General features: G+C 48.0%; 17 protein-coding genes. 7 read left to right on the forward strand and 10 right to left on the reverse strand.

Annotated elements, in window-relative coordinates:
* Positions 1-242: 242 nt before the first annotated feature.
* Both J0X00_RS17910 and J0X00_RS17915 read right to left on the reverse strand, forming a co-directional pair.
* Positions 243-410 (reverse strand): entericidin EcnAB, encoded by a 168-nt coding sequence (locus J0X00_RS17910; protein WP_206208391.1) that lies wholly within the window; start codon positions 408-410, stop codon positions 243-245.
* 245 nt (positions 411-655) lie between these two features.
* Entirely contained in the window at positions 656-1,165 is a 510-nt protein-coding gene (locus J0X00_RS17915) for a GNAT family N-acetyltransferase (RefSeq protein ID WP_282477373.1), read from the reverse strand.
* A 487-nt stretch (positions 1,166-1,652) separates the two neighbouring features.
* Between J0X00_RS17915 and J0X00_RS17920 the strand changes: the two genes are divergently transcribed.
* From J0X00_RS17920 to J0X00_RS17935, 4 genes are all read left to right on the forward strand, one after another.
* Complete coding sequence (locus J0X00_RS17920; protein WP_282477374.1) at positions 1,653-2,636, forward strand: DctP family TRAP transporter solute-binding subunit; 984 nt, start codon at positions 1,653-1,655, stop codon at positions 2,634-2,636.
* A 127-nt stretch (positions 2,637-2,763) separates the two neighbouring features.
* Entirely contained in the window at positions 2,764-3,249 is a 486-nt protein-coding gene (locus tag J0X00_RS17925) for a TRAP transporter small permease subunit (protein WP_218563238.1), read from the forward strand.
* A gap of 18 nt (positions 3,250-3,267) precedes the next feature.
* Entirely contained in the window at positions 3,268-4,575 is a 1,308-nt protein-coding gene (locus J0X00_RS17930) for a TRAP transporter large permease (RefSeq protein WP_282477375.1), read from the forward strand.
* A gap of 67 nt (positions 4,576-4,642) precedes the next feature.
* Positions 4,643-5,341, forward strand: a complete 699-nt coding sequence (locus tag J0X00_RS17935) for an aspartate/glutamate racemase family protein (RefSeq protein ID WP_218563237.1) — start codon at positions 4,643-4,645, stop codon at positions 5,339-5,341.
* Between the two features lie 175 nt (positions 5,342-5,516).
* On the opposite strand, the gene J0X00_RS17940 is transcribed toward J0X00_RS17935, so the two are convergent.
* On the reverse strand, positions 5,517-7,046 hold the full coding sequence (locus J0X00_RS17940) for an EAL domain-containing protein (protein ID WP_136484117.1): 1,530 nt from the start codon (positions 7,044-7,046) through the stop codon (positions 5,517-5,519).
* 377 nt (positions 7,047-7,423) lie between these two features.
* On the opposite strand from J0X00_RS17940, the gene J0X00_RS17945 reads away from it, so the two are divergent.
* On the forward strand, positions 7,424-8,104 hold the full coding sequence (locus tag J0X00_RS17945) for a hypothetical protein (protein WP_282477376.1): 681 nt from the start codon (positions 7,424-7,426) through the stop codon (positions 8,102-8,104).
* A gap of 229 nt (positions 8,105-8,333) precedes the next feature.
* Positions 8,334-8,537, forward strand: coding sequence for a DUF4250 domain-containing protein (locus J0X00_RS17950; protein WP_218563428.1), 204 nt, complete (start codon positions 8,334-8,336; stop codon positions 8,535-8,537).
* Positions 8,538-8,595: 58 nt separating this feature from the next.
* Here the strand turns inward: J0X00_RS17950 and metR are convergent, their stop codons facing one another.
* Entirely contained in the window at positions 8,596-9,507 is a 912-nt protein-coding gene (metR, locus tag J0X00_RS17955; RefSeq protein WP_136484114.1) for an HTH-type transcriptional regulator MetR, read from the reverse strand.
* 393 nt (positions 9,508-9,900) lie between these two features.
* Here metR and J0X00_RS17960 point away from each other — a divergent pair, with 393 nt between their 5' ends.
* Positions 9,901-11,823 carry a methyl-accepting chemotaxis protein gene (locus tag J0X00_RS17960; protein WP_282477377.1) on the forward strand — a complete coding sequence of 641 codons (1,923 nt, stop codon included), beginning with the start codon at positions 9,901-9,903 and terminating at the stop codon, positions 11,821-11,823.
* Between the two features lie 63 nt (positions 11,824-11,886).
* Here the strand turns inward: J0X00_RS17960 and J0X00_RS17965 are convergent, their stop codons facing one another.
* The 6 genes from J0X00_RS17965 to J0X00_RS17990 form a co-directional block, all read right to left on the reverse strand.
* Entirely contained in the window at positions 11,887-12,276 is a 390-nt protein-coding gene (locus J0X00_RS17965) for a GspS/AspS pilotin family protein (RefSeq protein WP_282477378.1), read from the reverse strand.
* A gap of 1 nt (position 12,277) precedes the next feature.
* Positions 12,278-12,574 carry a YciI family protein gene (locus tag J0X00_RS17970; RefSeq protein ID WP_136484111.1) on the reverse strand — a complete coding sequence of 99 codons (297 nt, stop codon included), beginning with the start codon at positions 12,572-12,574 and terminating at the stop codon, positions 12,278-12,280.
* A gap of 110 nt (positions 12,575-12,684) precedes the next feature.
* Positions 12,685-13,086 carry an acyl-CoA thioester hydrolase YciA gene (gene yciA / locus J0X00_RS17975; protein ID WP_136484110.1) on the reverse strand — a complete coding sequence of 134 codons (402 nt, stop codon included), beginning with the start codon at positions 13,084-13,086 and terminating at the stop codon, positions 12,685-12,687.
* 114 nt (positions 13,087-13,200) lie between these two features.
* Positions 13,201-13,746 carry a septation protein A gene (locus tag J0X00_RS17980; RefSeq protein ID WP_136484109.1) on the reverse strand — a complete coding sequence of 182 codons (546 nt, stop codon included), beginning with the start codon at positions 13,744-13,746 and terminating at the stop codon, positions 13,201-13,203.
* A gap of 107 nt (positions 13,747-13,853) precedes the next feature.
* Positions 13,854-14,084, reverse strand: a complete 231-nt coding sequence (locus J0X00_RS17985) for a phage protein GemA/Gp16 family protein (protein ID WP_136484108.1) — start codon at positions 14,082-14,084, stop codon at positions 13,854-13,856.
* A 166-nt stretch (positions 14,085-14,250) separates the two neighbouring features.
* Positions 14,251-15,513 (reverse strand): dicarboxylate/amino acid:cation symporter, encoded by a 1,263-nt coding sequence (locus tag J0X00_RS17990; protein WP_282477379.1) that lies wholly within the window; start codon positions 15,511-15,513, stop codon positions 14,251-14,253.
* Between the last annotated feature and the right edge of the window lie 148 nt (positions 15,514-15,661).

Here is a 15,661-nt window from a genome sequence, read left to right on the forward strand (position 1 = left end):
ATTTGCACACATTGCGAGATTGTGGCTTGGGTTGATATTTTGAGCAGAGAACCATAATGCGTTGAATTTGCACCACCAAGGTGAAAAAGAGTCATTTTGGTGCGAGCTGGTGATGTGGCTGGGTAGGCCGAGTGCACAACATGACGCCATGAGTGGTGAGCGATGTGAGACACTATTGAGTGAATGTCAGATCAGCAATTACCGACAATAAAAAGCCGGTATTGGATTACCGGCTGTCGAGGTTATTCGGTGGCTTCGTGAATGGCTTCTTTCGTGTTTTGTACCCCGGCCTGAGTCGCTTCTTTGGTCTCATTCCAGATAGTAGAAGAGTCTTGTTTCACGCCTTTCCAGGTTTCTGCGCAGCCGCTTAGCAGCAGAGCCAGAGTGATGGCAGTCAGTGCAGTTTTCATGGCTTATTCCTTAAATTATCAATATGGAAGATAAAATAACAATAAATTGCTTAAAGAGTAATACGGGTATTAGCAAATTGCGCCATCACTGTGTCAGAACTATGTATACCCTTCCTACTTGAAGCTGCAGCGGTGTTGGCTGCATTCATTCACCCCAATCACATAGTGTCTCTATGCTCATGGGGATTCACTCATTTGCCGCCTACCTGCAACTCCAAGTTGTTTGGGTATAGAAGAAATGCGAATCACACCAGTGCCGCGTCTGAGTGTTCGCTGTGAGCAGTGAATGACTGCTGATGATCAAAACGCTGGCGGGTAACCATACCCCATTTCGGGTCATCGAATACATCTTCTGTAAAGTGGCCACGCGTATAGTGGCTGATCACTTTACGCCAGAAATGAATGGCGTGCTCGGCTCCTGCGACCTGTTTTATTTCCCAGCGCCCCCCCAAGTCTTCGAACAACTTGGTGATAAAACGCTGGCCGGTCTGCCGGCCACGGAAGTAGGGCACCACATAAAAGTCACACACTTCAAAATGGCCGTCTGTTTCTTCGGCAATCGCACAATGACCGGCCGGGATTCCGTTGATAAAAAGCAGATAACCGCTGACCACACCGCCTATTTCGGTGTCGAGGCCGAAACGTCCGTGCTCATCCGGTTTCTTTTGCATGATCTGCGAAAATTCTGCTTCGTAAGCCTGGGCTAAATTAAGATAAATATACTGGTTACTGCTATCAACGCTGACGATATTCATACTGGGTTGGGGTCTTTTTTACTCAGCTATCAGAGCAGAGCGAACTGCGTGAAAAGGCGTTATACATTAAACCAAATAGATAATGCAGGGTAGTCATTGTTTGATTTAACCGTGTGTTACGCAATAAAGGTGTGATGCAATGAAGATATCGTGCGCTAACGGTGTCTGCTGTGCGTACAGATAGGGTCCGGTTTTCCCATTTGAACCCGGCTGGGAGTTGCATAGAGAATTTCGATATAAATACGGGCTTATTGCTTCATTTGCAAATTTAAATATCACCAATCTAAATTTGTATACAATGTTGTTTTTGATTTCAGAATAAAGGCAACATAATATAAGTTTTGATTGCTTTAACAGTTTGATTTACAAGTTATATTACTTCACAGAATTCAGGTTCCCTGATTGACACTTATATCCTTATCTATCGAAAATACCTCATTATTACCATTAATTTAATATTAAAAAGCTCAATAATAGGGATGTTATTATGTATTCACGCCTTGCCATAAAATGCTTCTGCATTTTATTTGCCTGCTCAACGATTGGTTTTTCTGTCCAGGCTAAGACCTACCGTTTATCACACAACGTTTCGAATACCACGACCTGGCAGGAAGGAGCGGAAAAGTTTAACGAGTTGCTTTCTGAAGTAACTGACGGTGATATGAAGGTGCGCATTTTTCCGAACTCGGTCCTGACCGGTGGTGATCAAATCAAGCAGGCAGAAATGCTGGGTGCAAACAAAATCGATTTTGTCCTGACTTCTGCTATTAACGTGACGCCGTTAATTCCGGAAATGGCAGTATTCTCGCTGCCTTACTTATTTGATGACTATAAAGCTGTCGATGACGCGATTAATGGCCCGGGCGGTAAAAAGATCGAACAAATCGCGCTGGATAAAAATATTATTATTCTGGCCTGGGGTGAGAATGGTTTTCGCGAACTGACCAACAGCGTGAAAGCGGTGAAATCGCCGGACGATCTGCAAGGTATGTCAGTGCGTGTTGCCGGCCCTATGTATATTGATGTGTTTACGGATTTGGGCGCTAACCCGCAACAAATCCAGTGGGCTGAAACTTTCCCGGCTCTGCAGCAGGGGGTTGTGGATGGTCAGGAAAACCCGGTAGGCGCGATTATTGTTCCGCAGCGTTTGTATGAAATTCAGAACAACATCACCTTGTGGCACTACTCTTATGACCCGATTTTCCTGGCGGTAAGCCGCAAAGTCTGGGACAGCCTGGATGCAGAGACGCAGCAGAAAGTATCCAAGGCGGCGCAAGAAGCGATGCAATATCAAAGAGAGATTTCTCGCCAGAAAACCGCCGATGGTGTTCAGGTGCTGCGTGACAACAATATGCAGGTGATGGAGCTGACGCCGGAGCAGATCGACGCGTTCCGTCAAAAAACCAAACCTTCTTACAATAAGTGGAAAGAAAAAGTCGGTACAGATATTGTCGGCTTATTTGAGGGCTAATTAGCCTGCAGGGGCTGTTGAACCCGCGATCTGCCTGCCTGAGCCTTGTCTCAGCTGTTCAACAGGCCCTGTCATCCCACTCCATGCAAGTCTTTCACACTCATTCATACTCGATTAAAAATATAAAATGACTACAGCCACACTGTTCAACAAAGCATGGCGGCAATTAGAAGAAACCATCTGCGTAATGATTTTCGTGGTTATGCTGGTGCTGGGTTTTGCTAATGTCATCGTGCGTACCTTTACCAACTATTCCTTAGCTTCAACTCAAGAGATTGTCATCAACGGTATGGTGGCCCTGACTCTGTTTGGTACCGCTATTGCCATTAAGCGCAGCCAACTGCTTTCGGTTGATTTTCTGATCGATAAAGTCACTCCAAGTGTTCGCAAGCTGCTTCAGGTCGCTATTAGCGGCGCGATTGTGTTTACCCTGGTGGTGATGCTGTATTACATGGTCGATCTGTTGATGAACCAATACCAATCGCAAACTCTCACCAGTGCACTTCAGATTAAAGCCTGGTACTACACAACCATCCTGCCTCTGGCGTTTGTTCTGATGATCATTCGTCAGATTGAGTGGTTGTTTACCCAGTTAAAGCGGCATACGAATTAAAAAAATAAGGTGGTAGTTGTGGATATATCTGTTGGGAGCCAGATGATCATTTTGTTCTTCGCTCTGATCATCTTTGGTGTGCCAGTGGCGTTTTGTTTAGGGCTGTCTGCGTTGTTTGCCATGTGGCAGATGGACTTCGGCCTCGATATGGTGGCCGATTTAGTCATTGCCAGCAGCTCAAAGTATACCTTGCTGGCGATTCCCTTTTTCATTCTGGCCGGCAACATCATGGGCATCAGCGGTATTGCCGAAAGGATGATTCTGTTTTTCCGGGTACTGGTTGAAAAACTGCCCGGCAATATGGGGTTGGTTGGTACGGTTGTGTGTCTGTTCTGGGGGTCGGTGAGCGGTTCCGGTCCGGCTTCTGTTGCTGCTATAGGTCCGCTTATTATTAAAGGCATGGTCGAAGACGGCTACAGTAAACCGTTTGCCGCTGGGCTGGTATCGACCGGAGCCGCGTTATCGCTGATCATTCCGCCTTCGATCGGGCTGGTCATTTACGGTGTGATTGCCGAGACGTCGATCAGTGATTTGTTTCTGGCCACGATAGTGCCGGGTATTCTGCTGGGCTGCTTGATGCTGCTCATGTTGCCGTTGTCGCGCCATTATCAGGCAGATTCAGAGGCGGATCAGGCCATTTCACTGCGTGTTGCCAACAATCAGGAAGGTACTTATCTTCAGCGTCTTTACCAGGCGTTTACCCACGCTTTTTGGGGCTTATTTACGCCGGTACTGATTCTCGGCGGCATTTACGGCGGTATATTTACCCCGACCGAAGCCGCCATCATTGCTTCTGTGTATGCCATTATTGTCGGCAGCCTGATTTATCGCACCATTAATCTCAAACAGATTTATGTCGCATTTGCCCATTCCGCGTGTTCATCTGCGGTAGTGATGATCGTGGTCGCCTTTGCCGGCCTGTTTGGCTGGGTGATTGAGATAGACGGGCTGGTGATTGATTACTCCGAAGTGATGCTGACCATCAGCGAAAATCCCCAGATGATTTTATTTGTGATTCTGGCTATTTTGCTGACAGTGGGTATGTTTATGGACGCGGTGACTATCATGTATATCACCCTGCCGATTTTTTTGCCTGTGGTACGTGAGCTGAATATTGATTTGACCTGGTTCGGTGTCCTGCTGATGACAGCGTTGTCGATTGGGCTGATTACGCCACCGGTTGGTATCAACCTGTTTGTGGCTGCTAATATCACCAACTGCTCACTTGCTTCTATCGCCAGAGGGGTGATTCCGTTCTTGCTGGTTTCAATTCTTGGCCTGTGCCTGTTAGTCTGGTTCCCGCAAATTTCGTTGTTTTTACTTTAAATTCGTTGTTTTACTTTAATTTCGCTGTTTCTATTTGCAAGCGACTACGTCAGGAGAGGAAAGGGAGATGAAAACCATCGGTATGTTAGGTGGCATGAGTTGGGAATCCACGGTCAGTTACTACAGCGCAATCAATCAGGGAGTGAAAGAGCGGCTGGGCGGACTGAACTCTGCCAAAATTTGCCTGCATAGTGTTAATTTTGATCCGATTGAAAAACTTCAGCATCAGGGGAAGTGGTCGGAGACGGCACAACTGTTGACCGAGGCGGCGATGTCGGTTCAGGCGGGCGGAGCCGATTTCTTACTGATCTGCACCAATACGATGCATAAAGTCGCCGCTGAAATTGAAGCCCATATCGATATCCCGATCCTGCATATTGCGGATGCTACGGCGCAGCAGTTGATCAAAGATGGTGTCAGCCGGGTAGGGCTGCTCGGTACCCGTTTTACTATGGAACAGGATTTCTATCGCGGCCGGTTGCGCGACAATTTTGCTATTGATGTATTAATTCCTGATGCAGAACAACGTGACATCGTCCATCAGGTGATATATCAGGAGTTGTGTCTGGGTAAAATAAATTCCGATTCGCGTCAGCAGTATCTGACGGTTATCGAGGATTTGCAGCGCCGGGGCGCGCAAGCAGTGATTTTGGGGTGTACGGAAATCGCGCTGTTGGTACAGCAAGCGCATACAGCGGTTCCGTTGTACGATACGACCCGCATTCACGCTGAACAGGCGGTGCAGTTCGCATTGTCTGAGGATTAGATAGGGCAGGGAGAGGACAATAGATTATTGAGGTTAGTGTCGCCAGTTCAGCCTGGGAACAGCCGACCCGGGCCAAAAGAGCTGCATGCGGATTTTTCATGCTTCTCAAGGTGAGGCACAACCAGGCATCCATACCGGATGCACCCGAAAATACCTCTTCCTGATCCCGGTCGATTTAAATATCGTCATGTAGTGGTTTTGTCTCACTCGCCTGTTCAGCGCAGTAATGTTCAATAAAGGTTTCCATGCTTACCGGCTTACTGAACAGGTAACCCTGGAAATAATCGACACCATGCACAGTGAGGTAGTCCAGCTGGTCGTTACGTTCCACTCCTTCGGCAACCGTCGGGATATTCAGGCGCCGGGCGAGATCCAGTACGTTATTGACAATGTGATTGGACAACTCATTCTCACCAATCAAGTCGATAAAACTCTTGTCTATTTTCAGGTAATCGGCCTGAAACATCTGCAGATAGAGCAGACTCGAATGGCCGGTACCGAAATCATCAATTGAGATGCGGACATGTTCATTTTTCAGGACCTGGTAGGTGTCCATGACCTCGGCTACCTGAAAGGCCTGCTCACGTTCAGTCAGTTCCAGCACCAGGTTGATATGCGGGGCATTCATCAGCTGGCGAAAACGCTGGCAGCTTTGGACGATTTTATCGTTGATTAACTGCTCGGCGCTGATGTTGAATGCGATATGGAAATTGTCCGGAAGCTGTTTGGCTACCGGGGCAAGATGCGTCGCAGTCTGTTCGAGCAGCGCCTCGGTCAGCTTTTGTGACAGCCCGCCACGTTCGATAATAGAAATGAACTCGTACGGACCAACAATTCCACGCGTCGGGTGGTGCCAGCGCACCAGAATTTCACCGCCCACCATGCGCCCGCCACTATCAAAAATAGGCTGGATGTAAGGTTTAAATTGTTGGTGGGCGATGCCCGAAGCCAGCTCTCCGGCCAGCCATGCCGGCTGACACAAAAAACGATAGATCCTGAAACTGGCAAACACATACAGCATCAGAGGGATCAGCAGATAGTAAGTTACCTGCTTGATTATCCGCCAGTGATACATGTTGCTGTCGTAGTTGAACTGCAAACTATAGTCGTAGAGATTCGACTTGAGTATTCCTCCTCTGACCAGAGCGCTGTTTTGATCCAGGCTCAGTACACTCCTGTGATTGATCAGTAGCGAAGGTTTAATAAAGGCCGGATTAATATCGAGCAGGGACAGAAAGTAGCGCTCGGAAACCTCGTACAACATTCCATCAGTCCGATACAGTACAGATTCAGCTTCGAGCATACCGTTTGTGAGTTCAATCGAAGGTCCCTGCATGGTCAAAGGTAGTGCAGCCAGGCTACCTTGCATTGAATGACAGTAGCCTTGAGGCTGACTTTTTGTCGCCGAGAGTCCGCCGGGGATTTTGAGCATTTCGCGTAACAAAACTGGCTGCAGCGAGGCACAATCCTGATCCGGGTATGCGCTGATATCTCGGCTTATCTTATCCAACTGGATAAACAACTGGTCTATTTGTTCAATCACATTACGGATTTCAGCTCTGGCTTGTTCGGCTAATTGATAGGTAACCCATTGGTAGGCGGCAACAAAGGAAGACAGTGTCAGGACAATAAAGAGTAAGCCAGTGTAGAACCGGGCTTTTTTTATTCTGGACAGACGATAACTGCTTAAAGTGGCTGTAGACAAATGGTTTATTCCTGCAAGACAACAAGTTAAAGGCTCAATACCGGACTACTGCCTAGCTTATAACACAATTTATTTGTGCTACAACATGATAGTGTACCTGAAATCTGTGCTTCTATTAAAGCTCAACTCAACACGAATCTCCATGTGACGACGGCAATTAATGATTTAAAATTATGTTTGGCGCTGCGTCTCTATAGCGGTATAGCGCCAAGAGGGTAAATATTTATATTGCAATGGTTCGGCTTAAACTGTGCGGCTAATGGCCGGGCCGTCAATAGGGCCGATGAATTACCAACCAAAAGCAGTCAACAGTAGGCACGACAGGGCTGGTTTTGATATCATCAGCGCCAGATTTTACGCCATTGATGGTTGGGTTTATGTTGTATTCACTACTCACTGTGTTTGCGCCTATGTTACTGGGTGCACAAATTTTGCTGACGCTGGTTTTAGTTAAAGGGGATATCTGCCCCGGACAGCGCGGACGCATTCATAAAGTACTACCGGCCATTGCTGTACTCTGGTTGGCTGTCACTTCAATTAAAATCGAAGCCTTTATGATTGTTGCTGCGCTTTTCTATTTTTATTCTCAGGTTCAGACCAAGAAAACCCGTGACAGCGGGCCGATGTGGGTGCTGTATCTGGCTGATGGACTGGCGATTGCTTACGTGGCAATTTTGCTGGGAGACGCGCACAGCTGGTCGGCTGCATTATCTCTGCTGACCATGGTTGCGCTATTGGGGGCGATGTTCGGTCACCTGCTGATGACCATTGCCCGAACTCGTTTACAGGCTTTCCATCGTATTCTGCCCGTGGCTGGTATTCTTTCTGCCATGTTAACCACGTTATGCATCGTGCCTTATGCGCACAGTCTCGATAGTGACAGCTTGTATGCCATGACTCAGCCATTGCTTGTCAGTTTTGCACTGTTGGTTGCCGGTATCATAGTCTGGAGTTGGCACATCATGATGTCAAAGACGGTTGATAAAGTGCAGCTTGCTGTGGCTCAGGTTATGATTCTTGCGGCATCGACCGGTTTCCACGGCCTTTACCTGATGTAATAGGGGCCTGGATGAAAAGTGAGAGATATTGAGAAAGCGCCTTTGGGCGCTTTTTGTTTTTGCTGCGTCACTCTGCTCTCCGTCAGGGGGGTAAATTCACCCCGCAGGTCGGGATTTCGTTCTAAGCTTATACGGAGAAAGGGCGTTGTATGACATGACCAATTAACCTGGTTGAAGCCGACTTGCAGGTCTGCACGTCCTATCGTTCTGTAACCTGAGGAGCACCATGATGGATTTGAGTAATGCCGGTAAGTTAGACAGTGCCATTCTGTTGGGAATCGTCAATGAAAAGTTACGTCTTGAATGTGACAGCCTTGATGAGTTGGTGACCACTTATGAAATGGATGTGGATCATGTGGTCGACAAACTGAGCGCTCTCGGATTTCAGTACGATCCGCTGACCAATCAGTTTAAATGTGCCGGCACTAGCTAGGGCAGCGAGTCAATCAATGGGCCTGCTTAAGAGCAGGCCCATTGGCAAATGTATCCAGTCAGGCCATCTTGATGCCATCAAGGTGGCTTTTGCATTGCTGACGGGCAGTCGCAAAAAAGGCCTGCAGATAACGTTTATCTTTCTCACTGTTACGGGTTGCGGCAAACAAGCGACGCCATAGTCCTTTACCAAGTGGTTTACTGGTAACCAAACCTTGGCGCGAAAACTCACTGATGGCCCAGTTTGGTAATGCCGCCACGCCAAGTCCGGCCGAGACCATCTGAACCAGCATCAGCGTATTATCGGCTTGTTTCCATTTGGCCGGCTCAATACCTGCTGGCTGCAGAAAATGTTTCACCACGTCGAGGCGCTGTTTTTGCACCGGATAGCTGAGCATGGTTTGTCCGGCTAAATCTTGTGGTGTAATGAACTCTTTTTCCGCCAGCGGATGATTGGTTGCCGTCACCAAACGCATTTCGAAATCGAACAGCGGCTCATAATGCACTTCGGAACGCGGCAGAATATCGGAAGTAATCACCAGGTCCAACTCACCGGCCAGCAAGGCTGGCAGAGGTTCAAAGCCGAAACCGGATGAGAAATCCAGTGCCACACTTGGCCAGGCAATCTGATATTCACGCAAAGCAGGCATCAGCCACTGAAAACAAGAGTGGCATTCGATCGCCATGTGCAGGCGTCCGTTCACATCTTCTTTCAGACTGGCCAGCTCATTTTCTGCTTTGGCGAGTTTAGGGAGTACCTCATCGGCCAGCTTAAGTAAGATTTCTCCTTCGGAGGTAAAGCGTACCGGACGGGTCTTACGCAGAAACAGCTGTCCGCCGATGCGTGCTTCGAGATCTTTAATCTGATGCGATAGGGCAGACTGGGTTAAATGCAGCGCTGTAGCCGTGGAAGTCAGCGAACCAGTGTCCCGCAGTGATACCAGTGTACGCAGGTGCTTGAGTTCTATCATGAGTTGCCTAGTCCAACTTGGAATTATATTTTTGAATTTACGCCGTTTCTATAGGTGTGTAAACATCTAGACGTCTATTTAATCTAAATAAACTTAAAGTAGGAGTAGTTCACCATGAATTATTTTAATAAACAAGTTGAATATCAAAGCGAGGGTTCATTTTACGGTGAGGGTGTTCAGTGAGCGGACTTTGGTCTGTATACACCTAATCTGTCGTGTGAGGGAGTCACCGTGTTACAAAAAAAAGCGAGAGGCCTCATTGAAGCCACCTTTTGTTATTCAATATGGCGGTAACGAATGCTATTCTGCCAAGGTCAATAAAGCAACGATAATATGACACATGGTGGATAAGGAGTATTTCCACTGTTCAGCACTCTTAGGGAAAGCAGTAATATGACAAAATCATTCGGACTTAAACAAATCCTTCTTGTTTCGGTCATGGCCTTGGTCGCGGCATCAGTCGCGATATCCAGTACCATCTCCTACCTGAAGGAATCGGAAGTGATTAGTGCAATGATCACTCGCAGCGGCGAGATCTACACCCAGGATAAAGCCAACCTGGTGCAGACCTTCATTCAGGAAAAAATCACGGCGGTGAAAGGAATAGGCGAGCTGTATAAAGATCAGCCTTATCCGGGTAATTCGGCGCAGGATTACATCGATCTGACCGAGCTGTTTGCCACCACGCTGGCGACCGGCAGCTCTTTTATCGGCTTTGAATCCAACGGTGATGCCTACTGGAACCAGATTACCGATGCATGGCCCGGACATAAATTCAATGGTGATATTCGCACCATGAGTTACTACAAGGAAGGACGTCAGTCGACGACCCCTTCACTGACGGATCCGTATCCGGATTCCGCTGATCCGAACACTTACTGGGTCAGTATTGTGCAGCGAACTCAGGATGGCATGTTGGGTGTCGACATGAAACTGGGTTTTCTCAACAAGCTGGTGGAACAATCGACCGATCTGGCCGGCAGTGCTGCCATGATCATCAACCATGATGGTACGGTGCTTGCGTCTTCACAAAATAGCGCACTAAAACCCGGTGACAAGACTCTGGAAAGCGACTGGTTTAAAGGTGCAGCTAAGAGCATTATTGGTTCTGAGCACAGCGTGCAGGACTACCAACTGAACGGTGAAGACAAAATCTTTTACTCAAGCCAGATTAAAGTGGCTAATAAAAACTGGTACTTTGTGATTGGGCAAAGTAAGGGTATCGCTTTTGCCAATCTTACCGACTCTAAGCACTCTGCGATTGTGATAGGCCTGGTCGTTACCCTGGTCAGCGTGTTGATTGCTTATCTGGTGATTCAGATGCTGTACCGTCCGATTTTATCGCTCAAACAGACCATCCACAGCCTGTCGAGCGGCAATGGCGATTTGACCCAACGTCTTGAGGTGAAATCACAAGATGAGCTTGGCCAGATAGCTCAGGGTGTGAACAACTTCATCAGCCAGTTACAAAGTATGATGCTGGAGATCAAGCAGGCTTCACAAATGCTGCAGTCGAACGTCGGTTCGGTCGAGACATTGTCACAGCGTAACGCCGACAAGCTGCGCCATCACGTTGTTGAGACTGAGCAGATCGTCACCGCGCTGGAAGAAATGAATGCGACCGCCGGTTCAACCGCGTCGGACGCCGCCAACACGTCCAATATTACCCAGCAGGCTAACCATACCAGTGTTGAGTCACGTCAGATTATGGCTCGTTCACTGGCGACTGTGGATGCACTGATTAAAGACGTGGACATGACGGTCGACAGTGTGCGCAGCATGAGTGAAGAAACTCAGAGTATTCATTCGGTTCTGACTGTGATTGGCGAAATTGCAGAACAAACCAATCTGCTGGCGCTGAATGCGGCCATAGAAGCGGCGCGAGCTGGTGAGCAGGGGCGTGGTTTTGCCGTAGTTGCGGATGAAGTGCGCAATCTGGCTAACCGCACCAAAGACAGTACCCAGGAAATCGAGAATGCGATTGGCCGTTTATTGCAGGGCAACCAGGTTGTGGTTGATGCAATGAGTAAAACCAAGCAGCGTTGTCACGACACGGCCAGCAGTTCACAGAACGTCGCTGAGAGCCTGGAAACAATGGCAAGCTACATTGACGACATCAACGACCTCAGCACTCAGATTGCGACCGCAGCGGAGGAACAGAGCAGCGTCACGCATGGTGTCAGCGAGAGTATGAACGAGCTCAACCAGATTGTCACCGAGCTGGATGAGATTGGCTCACGCACTCTGGCGGGTATGAGTGACATCACTCAGGTCAACCAGCAGATCGTCTCGACCATCAGCCGCTTTAAGCTTTGATGGTTAACCTGCAAATACGTTAACCGACAGATAAAAAAACAGGAGGCTCAGGCCTCCTGTATTCTATGGGCAATCTTTTTCAGTCACCATTTGGTCAATCATCAGCTGACCGCGCGTATTGCGCATCTTAATCCGGTAGCTTAGCCCAACATCCAGATTGGCACGGATGTCTTTGTCATTGCAGAAGCTGTGAATGCTGTTTTGCAGCACCTGGCTGGCCGGTTTGGCTTTCGGATGGTCGATGTTATAGACCATCATCATCTCAATCATACTGCCTGTGGAGCTGGCACGCATAATATTCAGCGGACCGAGTTCAAGTGGCAACTCTGCACTCAGAATACTGGCGCGATTCGCGGCCAGCAGTTCCAGATTTTTTTCACGTTCAGCCGTCGAGCTGCAACCGGCCAGTAACGCCAGGCCGATCAGCGCCAGACCAAAGGATGATTTTTTCATATCAGAATACTTTTTTGAATGGTTTCACGATAACGTTAGCATAAACACCGGCAGTTACATAAGGATCTGCATCTGCCCAGGCTTTGGCGTCATCCAGTGAATTGAACTCTGCGATCACAGTTGACCCCGTGAATCCTGCCTCACCGGGATTATCTGAATCGATCGCTGGCATCGGACCTGCTGTTAACAAGCGGCCTTCATCCTGGAGAGTTGTCAGTCGCTCAAGGTGAGCCGGGCGAACACTCATACGTTTCTCCAGCGAGTTTTCAACATCTTGTGAGAAGATGACGTACCACATATTAATTTCCTTATAAGTTGCTTATCGGTAAGTGTATACCTAAATTAGGTCAGAGATACTAATGTACTGAAACAGATTGAGTTTTAAAGGGCAAAAAACAGATTTTTTGATTATTTGCCTGGCTTAATCGGACGTGGACGGCCATCGGCATCAATGGCCACGTAGTTAAACGTCGCTTCGCAGACTTGAAAACGGTCCAATACTCCGTTTTCTTTGACAGGTTTTACCCATACTTCCAGATTAATTGACATCGATGTACGGCCTATTTTGGTGCATTCGCCGTAGCAACAGACGACGTCGCCCACCCGGACCGGTTTCTTAAAGGTAATGCTCGACACCGACACAGTAACGATGCGTCCGCAGGAGATTTCTTTGGCCAGAATGCCGCCGGCCAAATCGAGCTGAGACATAATCCAGCCACCAAAAATATCGCCGTTTGCGTTGGTATCGGCTGGCATTGCCAGGGTTCTGAGCAGCATCTGGCCCTTCGGTGAGTGTACTTCCTGATTCATTCTTGATATCCGCAATAAACAAAACAGCGACCGTATAGGTCGCTGTAACAACAATAATAGGAATTATAACAACAAAAGTATCAGTGATTCACCTTTCGGGCACTGTTTGCTGTTTTACTCGCCAGAGTTGTTCTGCTCTTTAGGCAGGTGCTTATAAATATAGACACCGGTCAGCAGAGTGTAAGCAAAAGTCGCCGCCAGCAGGCCGAACACTTTAAAGTTGACCCAGGTGTCGAGCGGCAGCTGGTACGCGATGTAAATATTGAGGACCGCACACACAGAGAAGAAACCCACCCAGGCCCAGTTTACCTTGCTCCATACCGCTTCCGGCAGAGTAATTTCTTTGCCCAGCATGCCTTTAATCGCTGATTTGCCCATTAAATGGCTGATCGTCAGTCCCAGCGCGAAAATCATGTAGACAATAGTTACTTTCCATTTGATGAAGTTATCATCGTGCAGGAAGATGGTCATGCCACCAAAAACCGCCACCAACAAAAAGGTGATGATCTGCATTTTTTCCACTTTCTTAAACAGGAAGTAAGTCACCACTATCTGCACTGCCGTTGCGGCAATAAGTGCGCCGGTGGCGACATAGATGTCATAGAACTTGAACAGGGCAAAAAAGATGATCAGTGGGATAAAGTCGAGCAATTGTTTCATGGTGTCGATACGTCCGAATAGTAGCTTGCTGACAGTCTAACGAATTAAGACCGCCAGCTAAACATTAAATGATAATTTGAAACAAATTTGTCGGCGTTTGCGCTTGGTTACAACTGGCAGGAGAGTGCTTGAGCGTTGTGCAAGTAGCCTTCATTGCTCAGGTTTTCGACCAGTTGCTCCAACTCGTCATCGGACAAGTTAAAACAGCTCGACTTACCGGTCATGTCACGTAAGGTTTGATGGTAGGCACTATTGTCGCTGGCTCCGAATCGCTCGTGCAGCAGGGTTTCGATACCTTGGTGAATCAGAGCATAATAGCAGTGGCGTTGCATGGTCATGGTAGACCTCCTTAGTAAAGCCACTCAGGCGAAGTCTGGTTTCAAAGTTTTCTACGTGTCGATGACGTAAAAGGTGCAACGGTCAGGAGAAAATAGCAGATATGAAAAAGCCACTCCGAAGAGTGGCTTTGGCAATTTTGTCGGTGCAGTGCCCGCTCAATCAGAATTATGCTTCCTGATTCTGGTACTCTTTTTCAGCTTCTGCTTCTTCTTTGATCAGAGCATCAACGATAACCGCACACGCGGCGTCACCAGTGATGTTCAGCGCAGTACGGATCATATCGAAGATACGGTCCAGAGCGAACAGCAGTGGCAGACCTTCGATTGGAATACCTGCCGCTAGCAGTACAGCAACAACCAGGAATGACGGACCCGGTACACCTGCCTGACCAACAGCGCCCAGAGTTGCAGTGACGATGATAGCAACGTAAGCGCCCATGCTCAGGTCAATATGGAACAGTTGTGCGAAGAAGACAGCAACCAGACCGTAGTAAATCGCGTTACCGGACATATTGATGGTTGCGCCCAGAGGCAGTACGAATGACGCGGTAGAGTTACGCACACCCAGTTCGTTTTCAACGGTGTCCATCGTTACTGGCAGAGTGGCCATTGATGATGCAGTAGACAGTGCCACGGCTTGCGGTTTCTTCATCGCTTTGATGAATTTCTTCGCTGAAGTCTTAGTGAACAGTTGGATCATCAGCGGGTAAACCACGAAACCGAAGATCAGGATAGCGGCTACGTACACAACAAACAGCTTGAACACCACCATCAGTGCGCCGAAACCGAATGTACCCACGGCTTCAGCCATCAGGCCAAATACACCGATAGGGGCGATAATCATGACCTTGTTGATCATCCATACCATGGCATCAACAAGAGTATTTACGCCATTGATCACTGGCTCACGTTTGTTCTTTGGCTGCTTAGAAATCGCTACGCCCAGGAACAGGCAGAAGACCAGAATCTGCAGGATGTTCGCATCATTCAGTGACTGGAAAACGTTGGTTGGGATCATACCAATGATGGTGGCCCAGAAAGTTGGTAGTTCACCTTTTGATGCATATTCAGAAGAGAACATGCCTTCCACGCCGGAGACATCAATGCCTAGACCTGGTTGGAATACGGCACCCATTACCAGAGCCAGAGCTACCGCCAGCGCTGAAGTCACAGCAAAGTAACCCAGAGTTACGAAGCCGACTTTACCTGCGGACTGGCTGTCACCCAGACCGGCTGCACCTGAAATCAGGGCAACGGCGACCAGTGGGATCACCAGCATTTTGATTAAATTAATGAAAATGGCACCCAGAGGTGCAAACATTGCGGCGTCTTGACCCATGGTGGCACCGATTGCAGTACCCAGGATCATCGCAATCACGACCTGAACGCCGATGTTGCTTAATAAGTTCTTTTCTTTTAACACTTCCATAACCTCTGTGCTAACAATATTGAAATGTCCAGTATTACCCTCTGTGCATAATATATTCAGTGGATAATTGTATTGTTCCCGCTTTTTACACGTTCCTGTCACAATTGGCAATATGTAATCAGGGGGAATTTGGCATCAAACAACTATT

This window comes from Vibrio sp. ABG19 (assembly GCF_029962385.1).
In the GTDB taxonomy this organism is placed as follows: domain Bacteria; phylum Pseudomonadota; class Gammaproteobacteria; order Enterobacterales; family Vibrionaceae; genus Vibrio; species Vibrio ostreae.

Bases quoted from the DNA above. Each gene is read 5' to 3' on its own strand.
- J0X00_RS17910 (WP_206208391.1), bottom strand. From the start codon at position 410: ATGAAAACTGCACTGACTGCCATCACTCTGGCTCTGCTGCTAAGCGGC.
- J0X00_RS17915 (WP_282477373.1), bottom strand. From the start codon at position 1,165: ATGAATATCGTCAGCGTTGATAGCAGTAACCAGTATATTTATCTTAAT.
- J0X00_RS17920 (WP_282477374.1), top strand. From the start codon at position 1,653: ATGTATTCACGCCTTGCCATAAAATGCTTCTGCATTTTATTTGCCTGC.
- J0X00_RS17925 (WP_218563238.1), top strand. From the start codon at position 2,764: ATGACTACAGCCACACTGTTCAACAAAGCATGGCGGCAATTAGAAGAA.
- J0X00_RS17935 (WP_218563237.1), top strand. From the start codon at position 4,643: ATGAAAACCATCGGTATGTTAGGTGGCATGAGTTGGGAATCCACGGTC.
- J0X00_RS17945 (WP_282477376.1), top strand. From the start codon at position 7,424: ATGTTGTATTCACTACTCACTGTGTTTGCGCCTATGTTACTGGGTGCA.
- J0X00_RS17950 (WP_218563428.1), top strand. From the start codon at position 8,334: ATGGATTTGAGTAATGCCGGTAAGTTAGACAGTGCCATTCTGTTGGGA.
- metR (WP_136484114.1), bottom strand. From the start codon at position 9,507: ATGATAGAACTCAAGCACCTGCGTACACTGGTATCACTGCGGGACACT.
- J0X00_RS17960 (WP_282477377.1), top strand. From the start codon at position 9,901: ATGACAAAATCATTCGGACTTAAACAAATCCTTCTTGTTTCGGTCATG.
- J0X00_RS17965 (WP_282477378.1), bottom strand. From the start codon at position 12,276: ATGAAAAAATCATCCTTTGGTCTGGCGCTGATCGGCCTGGCGTTACTG.
- J0X00_RS17970 (WP_136484111.1), bottom strand. From the start codon at position 12,574: ATGTGGTACGTCATCTTCTCACAAGATGTTGAAAACTCGCTGGAGAAA.
- yciA (WP_136484110.1), bottom strand. From the start codon at position 13,086: ATGAATCAGGAAGTACACTCACCGAAGGGCCAGATGCTGCTCAGAACC.
- J0X00_RS17980 (WP_136484109.1), bottom strand. From the start codon at position 13,746: ATGAAACAATTGCTCGACTTTATCCCACTGATCATCTTTTTTGCCCTG.
- J0X00_RS17985 (WP_136484108.1), bottom strand. From the start codon at position 14,084: ATGACCATGCAACGCCACTGCTATTATGCTCTGATTCACCAAGGTATC.
- J0X00_RS17990 (WP_282477379.1), bottom strand. From the start codon at position 15,513: ATGGAAGTGTTAAAAGAAAAGAACTTATTAAGCAACATCGGCGTTCAG.